13 protein-coding genes are annotated in these 16479 nt (G+C 61.3%); 5 read left to right on the top strand and 8 right to left on the bottom strand.

Annotated features, from left to right (window positions below; genetic code table 11):
• Nucleotides 1-6: 6 nt before the first annotated feature.
• From BFC21_RS20890 to BFC21_RS20865, 5 genes are all read right to left on the bottom strand, one after another.
• On the bottom strand, nt 7-1254 hold the full coding sequence (locus BFC21_RS20890) for an ABC transporter permease (RefSeq protein ID WP_086795734.1): 1248 nt from the start codon (nt 1252-1254) through the stop codon (nt 7-9).
• A gap of 67 nt (nt 1255-1321) precedes the next feature.
• Nucleotides 1322-2362 carry an ABC transporter substrate-binding protein gene (locus tag BFC21_RS20885; protein WP_016782418.1) on the bottom strand — a complete coding sequence of 347 codons (1041 nt, stop codon included), beginning with the start codon at nt 2360-2362 and terminating at the stop codon, nt 1322-1324.
• A gap of 40 nt (nt 2363-2402) precedes the next feature.
• Complete coding sequence (locus BFC21_RS20880; RefSeq protein ID WP_016782419.1) at nt 2403-3527, bottom strand: ABC transporter ATP-binding protein; 1125 nt, start codon at nt 3525-3527, stop codon at nt 2403-2405.
• A 314-nt stretch (nt 3528-3841) separates the two neighbouring features.
• Nucleotides 3842-4471, bottom strand: coding sequence for a response regulator transcription factor (locus BFC21_RS20870; RefSeq protein ID WP_029611598.1), 630 nt, complete (start codon nt 4469-4471; stop codon nt 3842-3844).
• 10 nt (nt 4472-4481) lie between these two features.
• Nucleotides 4482-6875 carry a PAS domain S-box protein gene (locus BFC21_RS20865; RefSeq protein ID WP_120266464.1) on the bottom strand — a complete coding sequence of 798 codons (2394 nt, stop codon included), beginning with the start codon at nt 6873-6875 and terminating at the stop codon, nt 4482-4484.
• Between the two features lie 74 nt (nt 6876-6949).
• Here BFC21_RS20865 and BFC21_RS20860 point away from each other — a divergent pair, with 74 nt between their 5' ends.
• Nucleotides 6950-7939, top strand: coding sequence for an alpha/beta hydrolase family protein (locus BFC21_RS20860; protein WP_088378825.1), 990 nt, complete (start codon nt 6950-6952; stop codon nt 7937-7939).
• A gap of 6 nt (nt 7940-7945) precedes the next feature.
• Here the strand turns inward: BFC21_RS20860 and BFC21_RS20855 are convergent, their stop codons facing one another.
• Genes BFC21_RS20855 through BFC21_RS20845 form a run of 3 tightly spaced genes read right to left on the bottom strand, consistent with a single transcriptional unit; the run spans nt 7946 to nt 10405 of the window.
• On the bottom strand, nt 7946-8710 hold the full coding sequence (locus tag BFC21_RS20855) for a TerB family tellurite resistance protein (RefSeq protein ID WP_088378824.1): 765 nt from the start codon (nt 8708-8710) through the stop codon (nt 7946-7948).
• A 1-nt stretch (nt 8711) separates the two neighbouring features.
• A complete protein-coding gene (murU, locus tag BFC21_RS20850) occupies nt 8712-9383 on the bottom strand; it encodes an N-acetylmuramate alpha-1-phosphate uridylyltransferase MurU (protein ID WP_088378823.1) in 672 nt (223 codons plus the stop codon).
• Nucleotides 9380-10405, bottom strand: coding sequence for an aminoglycoside phosphotransferase family protein (locus BFC21_RS20845; RefSeq protein ID WP_088378822.1), 1026 nt, complete (start codon nt 10403-10405; stop codon nt 9380-9382). Before BFC21_RS20845 ends, murU begins: the two co-directional genes overlap by 4 nt.
• Before the next feature lie 131 nt (nt 10406-10536).
• Between BFC21_RS20845 and BFC21_RS20840 the strand changes: the two genes are divergently transcribed.
• Genes BFC21_RS20840 through rsmA form a run of 4 tightly spaced genes read left to right on the top strand, consistent with a single transcriptional unit; the run spans nt 10537 to nt 16406 of the window.
• On the top strand, nt 10537-13290 hold the full coding sequence (locus BFC21_RS20840; RefSeq protein WP_095003885.1) for an LPS-assembly protein LptD: 2754 nt from the start codon (nt 10537-10539) through the stop codon (nt 13288-13290).
• Nucleotides 13265-14605 (top strand): peptidylprolyl isomerase SurA, encoded by a 1341-nt coding sequence (gene surA, locus BFC21_RS20835; protein WP_177342599.1) that lies wholly within the window; start codon nt 13265-13267, stop codon nt 14603-14605. The genes BFC21_RS20840 and surA overlap by 26 nt, the downstream gene beginning before the upstream one ends.
• On the top strand, nt 14602-15591 hold the full coding sequence (pdxA, locus tag BFC21_RS20830; RefSeq protein ID WP_016782428.1) for a 4-hydroxythreonine-4-phosphate dehydrogenase PdxA: 990 nt from the start codon (nt 14602-14604) through the stop codon (nt 15589-15591). Before surA ends, pdxA begins: the two co-directional genes overlap by 4 nt.
• The gene (rsmA, locus tag BFC21_RS20825) at nt 15588-16406 is read left to right on the top strand and encodes a 16S rRNA (adenine(1518)-N(6)/adenine(1519)-N(6))-dimethyltransferase RsmA (protein ID WP_086795727.1); all 819 of its coding nucleotides are present in this window, start codon (nt 15588-15590) and stop codon (nt 16404-16406) included. Before pdxA ends, rsmA begins: the two co-directional genes overlap by 4 nt.
• Nucleotides 16407-16479 lie beyond the last annotated feature (73 nt).

Genomic DNA, 16479 nt, shown 5'->3' with positions numbered 1-16479 from the left:
TTCTCCTCAGCTCAGGCGCAGGCGGCTGGCGCCTACCAGCCAGTTGTACATCAGGTACAGCACCACGGTGGCCAGCAGCAGCAAGCCGCCCAATGCCGTCGCCATGCCCCAGTTGATGCTGGTGTTGGTGTAGAACGCCACGAAGTAACTGACCATCTGGTCGTTCGGGCTGCCCAGCAGGGCCGGGGTGATGTAGTAGCCAATGGCAATGATGAACACCAGCAAGCAACCCGCGCCGACACCGGCATAGGTCTGCGGGAAATACACCCGCCAAAAGCTGGCAAACGGATGGCATCCCAGCGAGATTGCAGCCCGCATATAGGTCGGCGAAATACCTTTCATCACGCTGTAGATCGGCAGAATCATAAACGGCAACAGGATATGCACCATCGCGATGTACACCCCGGTGCGGTTGAACACCAGCTCCAGCGGCTTGTCGATCAGGCCCATGCTCAGCAGCGCGCTGTTGATCAGGCCACCCGATTGCAGCAGCACGATCCACGATGCCACCCGCACCAGCACCGAGGTCCAGAACGGCAGCAGCACCAGGATCATCAACAGGTTGCTCTGGCGTGTTGGCAGGTTGGCCAGCAAGTACGCCAACGGGTAAGCCAGCACCAGGCAGATGCAGGTAATCACAAACCCCATCCAGAATGTGCGGGCGAAGATATCCAGATAGATGGACTGGTCCGGCGTGGCCTGGGCGATTTCCCCCAGATCGTCGATGCGGTGATCCACCGCTGCCAGCAGGTAAAACGGGGTCACGCTGGAACTGTTGCGCTTGATCGCCTGCCAGTATGCGGGGTCGCCCCAACGCTCATCGATCCCTTCCAGCGCATCTTTATACGACTCGGGCGCGGCCTTGAACGGCAACGCCTTGGCGGTTTTCATCAGCAGGCTGCGGTAGCCGGCCAGTTCCATGTTCAGACGCTTGGACAGATCGCCCAGGACTTGATTCTTGCGCGCCTCGGCCAGGTCCTCACTCAAGGCCCGGTACACCGGCTCCGCGGGCAAGCCCTTGGCGTCCCAGTCTTGCACGGCCACCACGGTGCGCGGCAAGCCGTCGACGACTTCCGGGTTGCCGACGCTTTTATAAAGCAGGGCCGCAATCGGGACCAGAAACACCAGCAGCAAAAAAATCACCAGGGGTGCAATCAGCGCCTGCGCCTTCCAGCGGTTGACCCGCTCGGCATGCGCCAAGCGCTTCTTCAAGGTGGGGCTGGAGACCTCGTTCAGGGGAACGGCGACGGCCATGGCGAACTCCGAAAATCTTTAAACGATGGCGGCGCACCCTCTCGGGCACACCGCATGTCAGCGCTGCTTACTTGGCAGCCCAGGCGTTGAAGCGTTGCTCCAGTTGCTCACCGTTGTCCGCCCAGAAGCTGACATCGATCTGCACCTGGTTGGCGATGTTTTCTGGAGCCGTTGGCATGTCGGCCTGCACCTCTTTAGGCAGCAAAGGCATGGCCTCCTTGTTGGCCGGGCCATAGGCGATGTTTTGCGAATAAACGCTCTGCTGTTGTGGCTGCAAGGTGAACGCCATGAACTTCTTCGCGGCGTCGGCCTTGGCTTTGCCCAGGCCTTTGGGGATGGCCCAGGCATCGAAGTCGTAGATGCCGCCGTTCCAGACGATTTTCAGGTTGCTTTCTTTTTGTACCGCCGCGATGCGGCCGTTGTAGGCCGAACTCATCACCACGTCACCCGAGGCCAGGTACTGCGGCGGCTGGGCGCCTGCTTCCCACCACTGAATGCTAGGCTTGAGTTCGTCGAGTTTCTTGAAGGCGCGGTTCTGCCCGTCCTTGCTCGCCAGCACGGTGTAGACGTCTTTGGGCGCAACACCATCGGCCATCAAGGCAAATTCCAGGGTGTACTTGGCGCCTTTGCGCAGCCCGCGCTTGCCCGGGAAGGTTTTGGTGTCCCAGAAATCCGCCCAGCTGGTGGGAGCGGTTTTTAGTTTGTCGGCGTTGTAGGCCAGTACCGTAGACCACACGAAGAAGCCCGCCCCGCAGGACTGGATCGCGCCTTTGACGTATTGCTCAGGGTTACCGAACAACGCAGGGTCCAGCGGCTCGAACATGTCCTCGTCGCAACCGCGGGACAGTTCCGGCGATTCAACCTCTACCAGATCCCAGGAGATGCTTTTGGTGTCGACCATTGCCTTGATCTTGGCCATTTCACCGTTGTATTCCCCGGCGATGATCTTGCCATCGCCCTTGGCTTCCCAGGGGGCGTAGAACGCCTTGACCTGGGCTGCCTTGTTCGCGCCGCCAAACGACACCACGGTCAGATCGGTTGCGGCCAGGGCATTGGCCGCGAACAGCAGGCCCAGACTCAGGGCCGTGAACTTGAAGGATGTATGCATTGTTGTTCTCCACTGTGCAGGGTTGGTGAAGCCGGGGCGATCAATTCGCCTCTAAGAGAGGGTCCAGCGCACGTACATGTTCGACCTGCCAGCCCAGTGGCACGACGTCACCGACGGCCAGGGCGGGGTCCAGCTCGGCAATCGGCTGTTTCACAAAGAAATCGTTCATGCCACAGACTTCCAGGCGAACCCGAACGTGGTCGCCCAGGTAGATAAATTCTTCGACCCGGCCCGAGAACCGGTTGGCGCACGACTCACTGGAGCCATTGAGGCTGATGCGCTCCGGGCGAATCGACAGGGTTACCGGGTCGCCGGTACGCCCGACATTCACCGCCAGGGCCTGGACTTTTTCGCCACGGCCCAGCTCGACCACGCAGCGATCGCCGTCCCGGCTGTGCAGGCGGCCATTGAGGCGGTTGTTCTCGCCGATAAAGTTGGCCACAAAGGTGTTTTTCGGCTCTTCGTAGAGCATGCGCGGCGGGGCAATTTGCTGGATTTCACCCTGGTGGAACACGGCCACACGGTCGGACATGGTCAGCGCTTCGCCCTGGTCATGGGTCACATAGACCACGGTCACGCCCAGACGCTGATGCAGGTGCTTGATTTCCATCTGCATGTGTTCGCGCAGTTGTTTGTCCAGCGCACCCAGGGGCTCGTCCATCAGCACCAGCTGCGGCTCGAACACCAGTGCCCGGGCCAGGGCCACACGCTGTTGCTGGCCGCCGGACAACTGGGCCGGGTAACGCTGGGCGAAAGCATCAAGCTGCACCATGCTCAGCACGCGCTTGACCCGCTCGCTGATGTCGGTGCGGTTGAGGCCACGCACCGACAGGGGGAAGCCGAGGTTTTCGGCCACGGTCATGTGCGGGAACAGGGCATAGTTCTGAAACACCATGCCGATATCGCGCTTGTGCGGCGGCACGTTGTTGATCGAGCGCCCGGCCAGCAGGATCTCGCCGGCGGTGGGTGTCTCGAAGCCGGCCAGCATCATCAGGCTGGTGGTTTTGCCCGAACCGGAAGGCCCGAGCAAGGTCAGGAACTCGCCTTTGCGAATGTCCAGGTTGAGATCCTTGACGATCAGATTTTCGCCGTCGTAGCTTTTTTGCACACCACGAAAGCTGACCAGAATCTCATCCGCCCCAGCGCTTGCACCGACCTGACTCATAACCGCACCTTTTGTTTTGGACTGCCGTAGCCCAAGACTAAAGAAGCGCCCACCCCACAGAAATCGGGGGGCGAGAGAGATTGACATCAGGCGGCTGGAAGGCCTTGGGTAGGGATTGCCCTACAGGGATGTCGTGATTGGGATGGTCGCGCCGGGCAACTCCGGCAACATGGCCCGGAGGCAGGCCAAAAGGGTCGTAAACAGATACGTTGTGGGAGCGGGCTTGCTCGCGATTCAGGCACCGTGGTCTGTCAGACAAACCGCAGCGATGCCATCGCGGGCAAGCCCGCTCCCACAAGGAAAGGTGCAAATCGTTACAACAACTTGTGCTCCATTGCGTATTTGACCAGCTCGGCCAGGGACGTGATGTTGAGCTTTTGCATCAGCCGCGCCTTGTGGGTGCTGATGGTCTTGCTGCTCAACGCCAGTTGCTGGGCTATATCGTTGACGTTATCGCCCTGGGCCAGGCGCTTGAACACCGAAAACTCGCGCTCGGACAGCAAGGCATGCAATGGCCGCGAATCGGTCAGACCGACCTCGAACACCATGCGGTCCGCCAGGTCGGGGTCAATGTAACGTCCGCCCGCCGCTACCTTGCGGATGGCCATCAGCAACAACGCCGGGTCACTGTCCTTGGTGGCATAACCCGCCGCGCCAAACTTCAGCGCCCGCGCCGCCATCTGCGCTTCGTCATGCATAGACAGCACCAGAATGGCCGGCGGGTTGTTCAGGGCGCGGATGCGCGGTATCGCTTCCAGGCCATTGACCCCGGGCATGGAGATATCCAGCAGCACCACCTCGCACGGCACATGGCGCAATGTTTCCAGCAACTGCTCGCCATTGCCGGCCTCGCCCACCACCAGCAAGTCCTTGGCCAGGCCGATCAATTGCTTGATCCCTTCACGCACGATGGTGTGGTCTTCCGCTACCAGTACACGAATCACAAGCACTTCCTCATCCACTTTTCTCCACCAAAGGCACGCGTACCGTCAGGGTCGTTCCCTCCCCCGGAACACTGTGCAACGCCAGTGTTCCGCCCAGCATCAACACCCGCTCGCGCATCCCCACCAGACCAAAGGAAGTCGGCCGCCCGCCTGCGGGCACAAAACCCTGGCCGTCATCACTGATGCTCAGGCACAACTCCCGCCCCTGCACGCTCAAGGTCAGCTCAACCGTGTGCGCCTGGGCATGGCGCATCACATTGGTCAGCGCCTCCTGCAGGATACGGAACAACCCCACCTCCTTGGACGCACCCAGCGGCGGCAAATGCTCAGGGACCTGCACCAGGCAAGGAATGTGCGTACGCGCCTCAAAGCGCCTGGCCTGCCACTCAATGGCCGAGCTGATGCCCGCGTCCAGGATCGGCGGGCGCAAGGAGGTCGCCACATCGCGCACCAGCTGAAAGAGCTGGGCGATCAATTTTTTCATGCTGTTGAGTCGCTCATGCAACCCCGGATCCAGCTGGGCGTAGGCCAGCTCGCACATTGAGGTTTCCAGCTTGAGCACTGTCAGGATCTGACCCAGTTCATCATGCACTTCACGCGCGATGCGTGCCTTTTCTTCTTCGCGCACGCTTTCAAGGTGCGCCGACAGTTCGCGCAGCTGCCCGCGGGAGCTGTCCAGCTCAAGCTCGATGCGCTTGCTTTCGCTGATATCCCAGACAATCCCGTCCCACACCACCGTGCCATCATCCAGGCGACGGGTGATGGCCTTGATCTCGGCCCAGCGCTGCTGGCCCTGGCGGGTCAGGATCCGACCTTGCCACGACCAATCACTGTCGCTGTCCAGCGCCAGGTCCTGCACCCGATGGTAATCCGCCCGGTCATCCGGATGCACCAGGCTGCGCAGGCCCACTTCGCGCAGGCGCAACGTGGCCGGGGAAAACCCCGCCAGGCTCTCGCTGCCTTCGCTGATATAGGGGAAGTCCAGTTCACCAGTCAGTAACGAACGCTCCAGACGAAAGACCAGCCCCGGCACGTTGGCCGCAATGCCCTGCAAACGCGCATCGCTTTCCTGCAAGGCGGCCTGCACCTGGTGGCGCTCGGTGATGTCATTGAGGTACACCACCAGGTATTCCGCGGTTTGAAAGCGCAGGAAGCTCAAGGTCACATCGGCGGGAAACTGCGAGCCATCTGCGCGCACGCACAGTGTTTCACTGCGGTGTACGCCCTCCTTGCGATTGCGCGCGCGGCGCCACATGTTCAACCAGCGATCCATCGTCAGGCCGGGATCAAAATCCCTGAGCGGGCGCTCCAGCACTGCCCCTGGCGAATAACCGAGCATCTCTTCGGCCGCCCGGTTGGCGTAGCGCACATGGCTGTCCCAGTTGACCCACAGAATACCCACGGGGCTCTGGTCAATGGAGAACTGGCTCAGGCGCAGGGCCTCGGCGCTGGCGGTATGCAATACGAGATCTTCGCGGGCACTGAGCAAGGCTCGTTCCAGGCTGGTTTGCTGACGGCGCTGCCACACCACAATCGCCATGCTGGCCAGCAGCAACGCGAGTATCAGCAAGCTCAGGTTCTGCCAAAAGCCGGGCGACGGGCCAAGGTGCGGGTATTTGGGTTGCAGCCAGCGACTGTGCAGTTGTTCCATGTCCCGCGCCGGGATCGCATGCAGGCCACGCTCGACGATACCGGCCAACTCAGGCCAGTCACGCCGCGTTGCAACACGCAACAACTGCGGCAAGCCGACATCACCCACCACCGCCAGCTCGGCAAACTCGGGCTCGGCCGACAAGCGACTGAGCTGGGCTTCGTCGATCACGGCATAGGTGGCTTGCTGGCTAAGCAACAACTGCAAGGCCTGGCGCTCCAGCGGCACGCCCTGCAAATTGAGGCCAGGGTAGCTGCTGCGCAAAAAATCGGCGGTGGCACTCGGCATGCGCACCGCAACGCGGGTCTGGCTGTCGACACGCTCAAGGTCCACCGAGCCGGTGCCATTGCGCGCCCCCACCAACAATTGCGGCACACGCATATAAGGATCGGAAAACTGCCACAGGCGCAAACCCGCCGGGGTTTGCATCAGCCCGGGGGCCAGGTCGATTTCACCGTTACGGGCGGCCTGTTCAAGTTGCGCCAGATCAGGGTAGTTACGCCAGATCAGTTGCACATTGAGGGCTTGCGCCAGCCACTTCATCAGCTCGACATTGGCCCCGGACAACTGCTGCAGGCGGCGATCAAATCGGGCATAGGGCGCCTGCAATACCAGGCCCACCCGCAACTCTGTGTGCCGGGCCAGCCACTGCTGTTGCTCGGCCGACAGCTGGGCGGCGGGCACAGGCGCGGCATGGCCCATCAAGGGCAGCCAGAGCCAGCCGATAACCCACAGATAGCAAAAACGTCTCATCTAAACGCTCACACCCTGACAAATACTGATCAACCCATTACGCTGCCGGGACTACTTCTGGCCTGGAATAACCGATGTTTCCTTATCGTCTGGCACTGCCAGCCTTGTGCCTGTCGCTGATAATGCCGTTCGCCCGGCCAGTGCTCGCAGGCGACACCCAGCCCGAAACCGAACCTGCGGCCAAGCCCGCCGTGCGTGACCCACTGCCCGAGCGCAGCCAGGAAGACGCCGCAGCCCTTGAGCGACAACTGCCCGTACACGAGCAGCAACAGCTGCAAGCGCCCAATGACAGTTTTCTCGCCCTGTGGAAACCCGCCAACAGCAGCGCCCCCGAAGGTGCCGTGATTATCGTGCCCGGCGCCGGTGAAACTGCCGACTGGCCGCTGGTGGTCGGCCCACTGCGCAACAAGCTGCCGGACGCCAACTGGGCCAGTCTGAGCCTGAGCTTGCCGGACATGCAAAGCGAAGCCAGCCAGGCGCGGGAAGCCGAACCAGAGAAACCTCCTACAGCAATTGCGACAGACAGTAGCAGCAAAGCAGCCAGCACCACAGCCAAACCCATCGAGCAAGCGGCCAGTGCGGGTACTGAAAGCCCGGAACCCGAAGCGGCGCAAACCGCACACGATCTGGACAAGGCCGATGCCGAGCGCATCTTCGCCCGTATTGATGCGGCCATTGCCTTTGCCCAGCACCAGAACATGCGCACTGTCGTTCTGCTCGGCCACGGCTCCGGGGCCTATTGGGCATCGCGCTATATCAGTACCAAGCATCCTGCCCAGGTTCAGAAGCTGATCATGGTGTCTGCCCGCAAACCGGTGCTGGCTGAGCCGGACTTGAGCCAGTTGACCCCGGCCCTCAACGTCGCGCTGCTGGATATCTTCTACAAAGACCAACCCCAGGCCCGCGAAGCCGCCCTGCAAAGACTGCAGGCCAGCAAGCGCGCCAACGGATCGAATTTCAAACAGGTAGGACTGTTCGCCACCCCGGGTAACCGGGAAGGCGAACAGGAGCAGTTGTTCCGTCGGGTGCGCGGCTGGCTCAGCCCGCTGCCTGTGGATAAGTAAACCCGGCTAGAACCCGCGGCGCTGACGTATCAAGGTATAGGCCTGGTGCAATTCGCGGGTTTTTTCCGTGGCTTCGCGCACCTGCACCGGGCCGGCACCGCTGCCGGCGACCTTGTCCGGGTGGTGACGACTGAGTAGGCGCCGGTAGGCGCGCTTGATCTGCTCGGGATCACTGGCTTCAGTCACCCCCAGCAGAGTCAGCGCCTGCAGGTAGGTACCGCCGCGGGTGGCCACGGGTCTTTGCTGAGCATCACGTTCGCCACCCAACGCCAGTACCTGTTGCCGGGTCCAGCCCAGCCAGCCACCCCAAAGCACAATCAGCTCGCGCTCCTGGGGCGCCACCCGGCCATCGGCCAGGATCATCCGCCAACAAGCGCGCAATACCCCTTCTGCCGCATGGGGCTGAGCCTTGAGCCGTTTCAGATAACCGCGTAGCGAATCACTACCCGACTTGCCGCGGTTGAACGCGGCAATCGCACGCTTTTGCGCGGCAGGCGCCATATCGAGCTGACGCATTTCCTGGCGCGCCTGCGCAATATGCGGGTCCAGCACCTGCCCACCGCTTTTGGCCAGCCGACCGAGCAACACAAACAACAACTCATCGTTGCGCAACACCTGCCGGGCACCCAGGCGCTCCAGCAGATCGGCCCAACTGTGCAGTTGCAGGCGCCGGTCCAGCGCCTGCCCCAATAAAGCGCCAAGCATGGCCCCCGGAATACTGGCAATGAAAAAGCCGGCTCCGGCTCCGATCAGAGTCCCTGGCCACAACATGCTAGCGAGCGCCCTTGATCAACGACTCGACCTCAGCCAGGCGCTCGTGCGTGCCCACATCCACCCAATGCCCTTGCAATCGCTCACCTGTCACTTGCCCGGCCGCCATTGCCTTGCGCAATAGCGGCGCCAGTTTAAAGGCACCCGCCGTGCAGCCCCTGAACAGCTCGGGGTGGAGCACGGCGATACCGCTGTAGGTCAGCGTATCGGCACCCGCTACACGCTCTTGAACCTGACCTGCGCAGAGGCTGAAATCCCCGTCCGGGTGGTGCGCCGGGTTATCCACAAGGACCAGATGAGCCAGGCCGGTCAATGGTTGGCGCAAGGCGGCAAAGTCGTAATCGGTCCAGATATCACCGTTGACCACAGCAAATGGCGTATCACCGAGCAATGCCAGCGCCTGGAAAATACCGCCACCGGTTTCCAGCGGTTCGCCTTCCGGGGAGTACTGGATGCGGACACCAAGCTGCGAGCCGTCGCCCAGATGGTCTTCAATCTGCTGGCCCAGCCAGGCGTGGTTGATCACGATGTCGGTAAAGCCCGCCACTGCCAGCGCCCGCAGGTGGTACTCGATCAGCGGCACACCCCCTGCACGAACCAATGGCTTGGGTGTGTGCAGGGTCAGCGGGCGCAGGCGCTCGCCTTTGCCTGCCGCCAGAATCATCGCCTTCATGCATCGACCTCGCGGGTCAGCCCCAGGCTGGCGAACAGTTCACCCAGTTCTGCCAGCTCGGGGCGTCGCGCCAGCACGGCTTCTATATAAGAGAAGAAACGCGGCACATCGGCCAGATAACGCGGTTTGCCGTCGCGATGGCAGATACGGGCAAAAATACCGATCACTTTCAAATGCCGCTGCACACCCATCAGGTCGCTGGCGCGCAAGAACTCTTCAAAGTCGCGTTGCACCGGGATGCCCAACGGCAGTGCCAGTTGCCAGTAATCCTGCAGCCAGTTGCGCACGCGCTCTTCAGGCCAGCTCAGGAACGCATCCTTGAACAGGCAGGTAATGTCGTAGGTCACCGGGCCATACACCGCGTCCTGGAAATCCAGCACACCGGGGTTGGGAATACTGAGCATCAGGTTGCGCGGCATAAAGTCGCGGTGCACCAGCACTTTTGGCTGCGCCAGGGCGCTGTCGATCAGCAGCGCACTGACCCGTTGCCAGGCGGCCTGCTGCTGCTCATTGAAATCCACCCCCAGGTGAGCACGCACATACCATTCAGGGAACAGCTCCAGCTCGCGGCGCAGCAAGGCCACGTCATAGCTGGGCAAAGGCTCGGTCATCGGCAGTTGCTGGAAGGCCAGCAAGGCTTCGATGGCATCCTTGAACAATTCGTCGGCGTTGGTGCTGTTGATCACGTCCAGGAAGGTCTTGTTGCCCAGATCGTTAAGCAAAAGGAAGCCGTGATCGAGGTCCTGAGCATAAATTTTCGGCACATTGATCAGGCAAGTCCGCAGAAAATCAGCAATTTCGACGAAAGGTCTGCAGTTTTCCTGGGGGGGCGGCGCGTCCATGACGACGAAACTGCGCCCTTCACCCTCCCAGCGAAAATAGCGCCGGAAACTCGCATCGCTACTGGCAGCAGTCAGCGTGGCCGGGGGCACAGCACCCCAACCCTCATTCGCGAACACGGTTGCCAACTGTTCATCCAGCCAAACTTTCAGGTGTTGCAGGCGTACATCTTGGTCAGGCATTACAAGGGTCTCCGACGGCGCTAGCCGTCAAGCGGGTCATGCTTTATTATCCAGAATCTTTTCCAGACCATCGATAGGCGTGCGGTCCCCCACCGCGGGCTGATGGCACGCAGGAAGCCCGGACTAATAAGATGGCATTGAAATCCCCCGCGTTTCGTAAAAAATTTCCGTTGCTGGTAACCGGCAGTTTGCTGGCCATGCAACCTCTCGCCACGCCGTTCGCGTTTGCCGAGGAGCAGTATGACTGTTCCGTGTCGGCTACGGGTGGCTGGGATTGCGCACCAAAAACCAACGTGGCGCAACTGCCACCGCGTCCTGCGCATGGCGACGGGTCGGTGGGTGCCAGCGGTGAAACCAGCGAGCAGGCCAAGCAGGCCCCTCTGGTCACCGAGGCCAAAGGCCGCGGGCTCAAGGCGCGCAGCGACGACTATAGCCACCTCGACTGGGTCCCCCGGGACAAGCTGACCGCAGCCCAACTGGCCGAAACCGGCCCGTACTGCTCCGGTTCGTACGTGGAGCCCATCCGTCCGGGCATGAACGACCCCACCAGCAAAAGCGATGCACCGACCTTTATCGGCGCCAAAGCCTCCCGCTACGAGCAGGAAGAGCAGGTGGCGACCCTGGCAGGTGACGTCGTGATGCGTCAGGGCAGCATGCAGATCGAAGCCGACGAAGCCAGCCTGTACCAGGCTGAAAGCCGTGGCGAGCTCAATGGCAAGGTGCGCCTGCGCGACAACGGCGCGCTGATCGTCGGCGACCACGCCGATGTGCAGCTGGACACCGGTGCGGCCAAGGTCGACAACGCCGAATACGTGCTGCACAAGTCGCGTATCCGCGGCAGTGCGCTGTATGCCAAGCGTGCCGAAGACTCGATCATCCGCCTCAAGGATGGTACCTACACCACGTGTGAGCCAAGCAGCAACGCCTGGCAGCTCAAGGGCAACAACATCACGTTGAACCCGGCCACCGGTTTCGGTACGGCCACCAACGTGACGCTGCGGGTCAAGGACATTCCGGTGTTCTACACCCCGTACATCTACTTCCCGATCGACGACCGCCGTCAGTCCGGTTTCCTGCCGCCGTCCTTCAGCAGCAGCACCGACACCGGCTTTATGCTCGTGACCCCGTACTACTTCAACCTGGCACCCAACTACGATGCCACGTTGTACCCGCGCTACATGACCAAGCGCGGCTTGTTGATGGAAGGCGAGTTCCGCTACCTGACCGAATCCAGCGAAGGCCAGTTCGGTGCCGCGTACCTCAACGACGACGACACCAAGCGCAAGGGTCAAACCGACTACACCGACAAGCGCTACATGCTCAACTGGCAACACAAGGGCGGCCTGGACTCGCGCGTACTGACCGAGGTTGACTACACCAAGATCAGTGACCCGTATTACTTCCAGGACCTGCAAAGCGACCAGATCGGCGTTGAAAGCCGTGACTACCTGAACCAGCAGGCCGCCGTCAGCTACCGTGGCGATGACTACACCGCCAAGCTGAACGTGCAGGCCTATCAACTGGCCACCGTTACCCAGATCACGCCTTACGACAAACTGCCGCAGCTCACCCTCGATGGCATGCTGCCCACTCACCCGGGTGGCCTGAACTTCGCCTACAACACCGAGCTGGTGCGATTCGACCGCAGCCTGGAAAACGGCAAGTACACCAACGAAGACGGCACTGAAGCAGATCGGCTGGATACCAACGTAACCGGCCTGGCCCGTGCCAACGGTACGCGCATGAACCTGGCGCCAAGTGTCAGCCTGCCGCTGAACTGGAGCTATGGCTTCCTGACGCCGTCCCTCAAGTACATGTACACCCAGTACGATCTGGATCTGGATGGCACTGGCAAGACTCAGTTGGCCACTGCTGGCGGCAAGTTCGACAGCTCGGTCAACCGCAGCGTGCCAATCGCCAGCGTCGACAGCGGCCTGTACTTCGACCGCAACACCAACTGGTTCGGCACCAACTACCGCCAGACCCTGGAGCCGCGTGCGTTCTACCTGTATGTGCCGGAGCGCAATCAGGATGACATCCCGATTTTCGACACCAGCGAAAGCACCTTCAGCTACTCCTCGCTGTGGCGTGACAACCGCTTCACCGGCACCGACCGTGTGGGCGACGAGAACAAGCTGTCGCTGGGCCTGACCAGCCGCCTGATCGAAGACAACGGCTTTGAGCGTCAACGCATCAGCGTGGGCCAGGCCTACTACTTCAAGGACCGCAAGGTTCAGTTGCCGGGCATTGACGCAGACCGTGCCGATGCAACCTCCAGCGTGTCGCCGTATGCACTGGAATACGCCTATCGCTTCAACCGCGACTGGCGTGCGACGGCCGACTACAACTGGGACCCGGAGAGCCACAGCCCGCGCTCTGGCAGTGCGATGATGCACTACCAGCCTGAAGACAACCCGAACAAGGTGGTCAACGTCGGCTACCGCTACCGCAACGACCAGGTTCGTTACGACCAGTACACCGGCAAGTGGATTGTGGGCGGCGGTGACTACGGCACCCCTGGCCAACCGGGTTACATCAAGGACTACTACAAGATCCAGCAGCACGACTTCTCGGTTATCTGGCCGATCGTGCCGCAATGGAACGCCATCAGCCGCTGGCAGTACGACTACAACCGCAACCGTACCCTGGAAGCCTTCGGTGGCTTCGAGTACGACAACTGCTGCTGGAAGCTTCGTCTGATCAGCCGTTACTGGGTATCCAACGACGAGTACACCCAGGAAGCCCCTCAAAACGAGAAGGGCGACCATGGTCTCTTCCTCCAAGTTGTGCTGAAAGGTCTCGGTGGCGTTGTTGGCACCAAAGTAGAGAGCTTCCTCGACAAAGGCATCCAAGGTTATCGTGAACGTGAAGATCAAGCTTTCTGAGTGTCTGCGCCCGCTAATGCTGGGCGCGTTGTTCCTGGGTACTGCAGCCAGCGCTGCAGTACAGCCCCTGGATAAAGTGGTGGCCATCGTCGACAACGACGTGATCATGCAGAGCCAACTGGACCAGCGTGTCCACGAAGTTCAGCAAACCATCGCCAAGCGCGGCCAGGGCGTACCGCCTGCCAGCGTTCTGGATCAGCAGGTGCTTGAGCGCCTGATCGTCGAAAACCTGCAACTGCAGATCGGCGAACGCTCTGGCATCCGTATCACGGATGAAGAGCTGAACCAGGCCATTGGCACCATTGCCCAGCGCAACAACATGACCATCGAGCAGTTCCGTCAGGCCCTGGCCCACGACGGTCTGTCCTATGAAGATGCCCGCGAGCAGGTTCGTCGCGAAATGATCATCAGCCGTGTGCGTCAACGCCGCGTGGCCGAGCGCATTCAGGTCACGGACCAGGAAGTGAAAAACTTCCTGGCCTCGGACCTTGGCAAAATGCAGATGTCCGAAGAGTACCACCTGGCCAATATCCTGATCCCGACGCCTGAAAGCGCCAGTTCGGAAGCCGTCCAGAACGCAGCACGCCAGGCTGAAGAGGTCTACAACAAGCTCAAGCAAGGCGCTGACTTCGCACAAATGGCCATCGCCCGCTCCGGCAGCGACACGGCACTGGAAGGCGGCGACATGGGCTGGCGTAAAGCTGCTCAACTGCCACCCCCTTTCGACCGCATGCTCAGTGAGATGCCGGTGGGTGACGTAACGCCTCCGGTACGGACGCCAGGCGGCTTTATCATCCTCAAGCTGAATGCAAAACGCGGCGGCGGATCGGTGGTGGTGGACGAAGTCCATGTGCGCCATATCCTGATCAAGCCAAGCGAAATTCGCACTGAAGCACAAACCAAGGAACTGGCCGCCAAGATCTACGACCGCATCACCTCGGGCGAAGACTTTGCCACCCTGGCCAAGACGTACTCCGAAGACCCGGGTTCCGCCCTCAACGGTGGCGACCTGAACTGGGTTGACCCGAATTCGCTGGTACCCGAGTTCCGCGAAGCAATGGCCGACACCCCGCAAGGTGTACTGTCCAAGCCGTTCAAGACCCAATACGGCTGGCATGTTCTGGAAGTCCTTGGCCGTCGTGCCACTGACAGCACCACCCAGGCACGCGAGCAACAGGCCATGAACGCTCTGCGTAACCGCAAGTACGACGAAGAGCTGCAATCCTGGCTGCGCCAGATCCGCGACGAAGCCTATGTTGAAATCAAGCTTCCGGGCGCCAGCGCAGCAGACGGCTCCAACCAGGACGCGCAGTGAAAACACAGCGTTTTGCCCTGACACCCGGCGAACCGGCAGGCATAGGTCCCGACCTGTGCCTGCTGCTCGCCTCGCAACACCAGCCACACCCCCTGATTGCCATCACCAGCCGCGACCTGCTCCTTGAGCGGGCCGCGCAGCTCGGTGTGGCTGTCAGCCTGCTACCGGTGGGGCCAGGCAACTGGCCCGAACAGCCAGCTCCGGCAGGCAGCCTGTATGTGTGGGACACCCCGCTGAATGCCACGGTTACCGCCGGCAAGCTGGACAAGGCCAACGCAGCCTTTGTGCTGCAGACCCTGACCCGCGCCGCACAAGGCTGCATGGATGGCGACTTCGCCGGCATGATCACCGCCCCGGTGCATAAAGGCGTGATCAACGAAGCAGGCATCCCGTTCTCCGGGCACACCGAATTCCTTGCCGACCTGACCCATACCCCACAGGTCGTGATGATGCTGGCCACCCGCGGATTGCGCGTGGCACTGGTCACCACGCACCTGCCGCTACGTCAGGTCAGCGATGCAATAACCCCCGAGCGACTGATGCGGGTCACCCGCATTCTGCACGCCGACCTACAACAAAAATTCGGCATTGCCCGGCCGCGAATCCTGGTGTGCGGGCTCAACCCCCATGCCGGTGAAGGCGGCCATTTGGGCCATGAAGAAATAGATATCATCGAACCAACCCTGGAGCGCCTGCGCAGCGAGGGCATGGACCTGCGTGGCCCGCTGCCTGCCGACACTCTGTTTACCCCCAAATATCTGGAACACTGCGACGCAGTGCTGGCGATGTACCACGACCAGGGCCTGCCCGTACTCAAGTACAAAGGGTTTGGCGCCGCCGTCAACATCACCCTGGGCTTGCCGATTATCCGCACCTCTGTCGACCACGGCACCGCCCTGGATCTGGCGGGCAGCGGCAAGATCGATACCGGCAGCCTGCAAGTCGCGCTGGAAACCGCCTACCAGATGGCCGAGACCCGTATATGAACGAGCAATACCAACACAAGGCGCGCAAGCGCTTTGGCCAGAACTTCCTGCACGATGCAGGCGTTATTGACCGCATCCTGCGCGCCATCAACGCCAAGGCAGGCGAACGCCTGCTGGAAATCGGCCCGGGCCAGGGCGCCCTGACCGAAGGCATCCTCAACAGCGGCGGTCAGCTCGACGTCGTTGAACTCGACAAGGACCTGGTGCCGATCCTCAACCGCCAGTTTGCCGGGATGAGCAACTTCACCCTGCACCAGGGTGACGCGCTGAAGTTCGACTTCAAAAGCCTCAATGCTGCACCGCGCACCCTGCGCGTGGTCGGTAACCTGCCGTACAACATCTCTACGCCGCTGATTTTTCACCTGCTGAAAAACGCCGACCTGATCCGTGACATGCACTTCATGCTGCAAAAGGAAGTGGTCGAGCGTATGGCCGCCGGCCCTGGCGGTGGTGACTGGGGTCGTCTGTCGATCATGGTTCAGTACCACTGCCGCGTCGAACACCTGTTCAACGTAGGCCCGGGGGCATTCAACCCGCCGCCGAAAGTTGATTCGGCGATTGTCCGCCTGGTACCGCACGAAGTCCTGCCGCACCCGGCAAAGGATCATCGCCTGCTTGAGCGCGTGGTTCGCGAAGCGTTCAACCAGCGTCGCAAAACCCTGCGCAACACCCTCAAGGCCTTGCTCAGCAACGCTGAAATCGAGGCCGCTGGCGTCGATGGCAGTAAACGCCCGGAGCAACTCGACCTGGCCGCTTTCGTGCGCCTGGCCGACAAACTCAGCGAACAACCGGTCGTGGCGCCCGCCGAAGACTGATCGCCGAGAAAAAACGGCTGCCCGGCCAGACGCCACGTCTAGCCGGGTACCCGTTGTTTGGCCTAGACTCAGG

The organism is Pseudomonas sp. TMW 2.1634, from assembly GCF_001703595.1.
GTDB classification, from domain to species: domain Bacteria; phylum Pseudomonadota; class Gammaproteobacteria; order Pseudomonadales; family Pseudomonadaceae; genus Aquipseudomonas; species Aquipseudomonas fragi.
The sequence above is the reverse complement of the archived record's forward strand: the minus strand, read 5'-3'. Positions and strand labels throughout refer to the sequence as shown.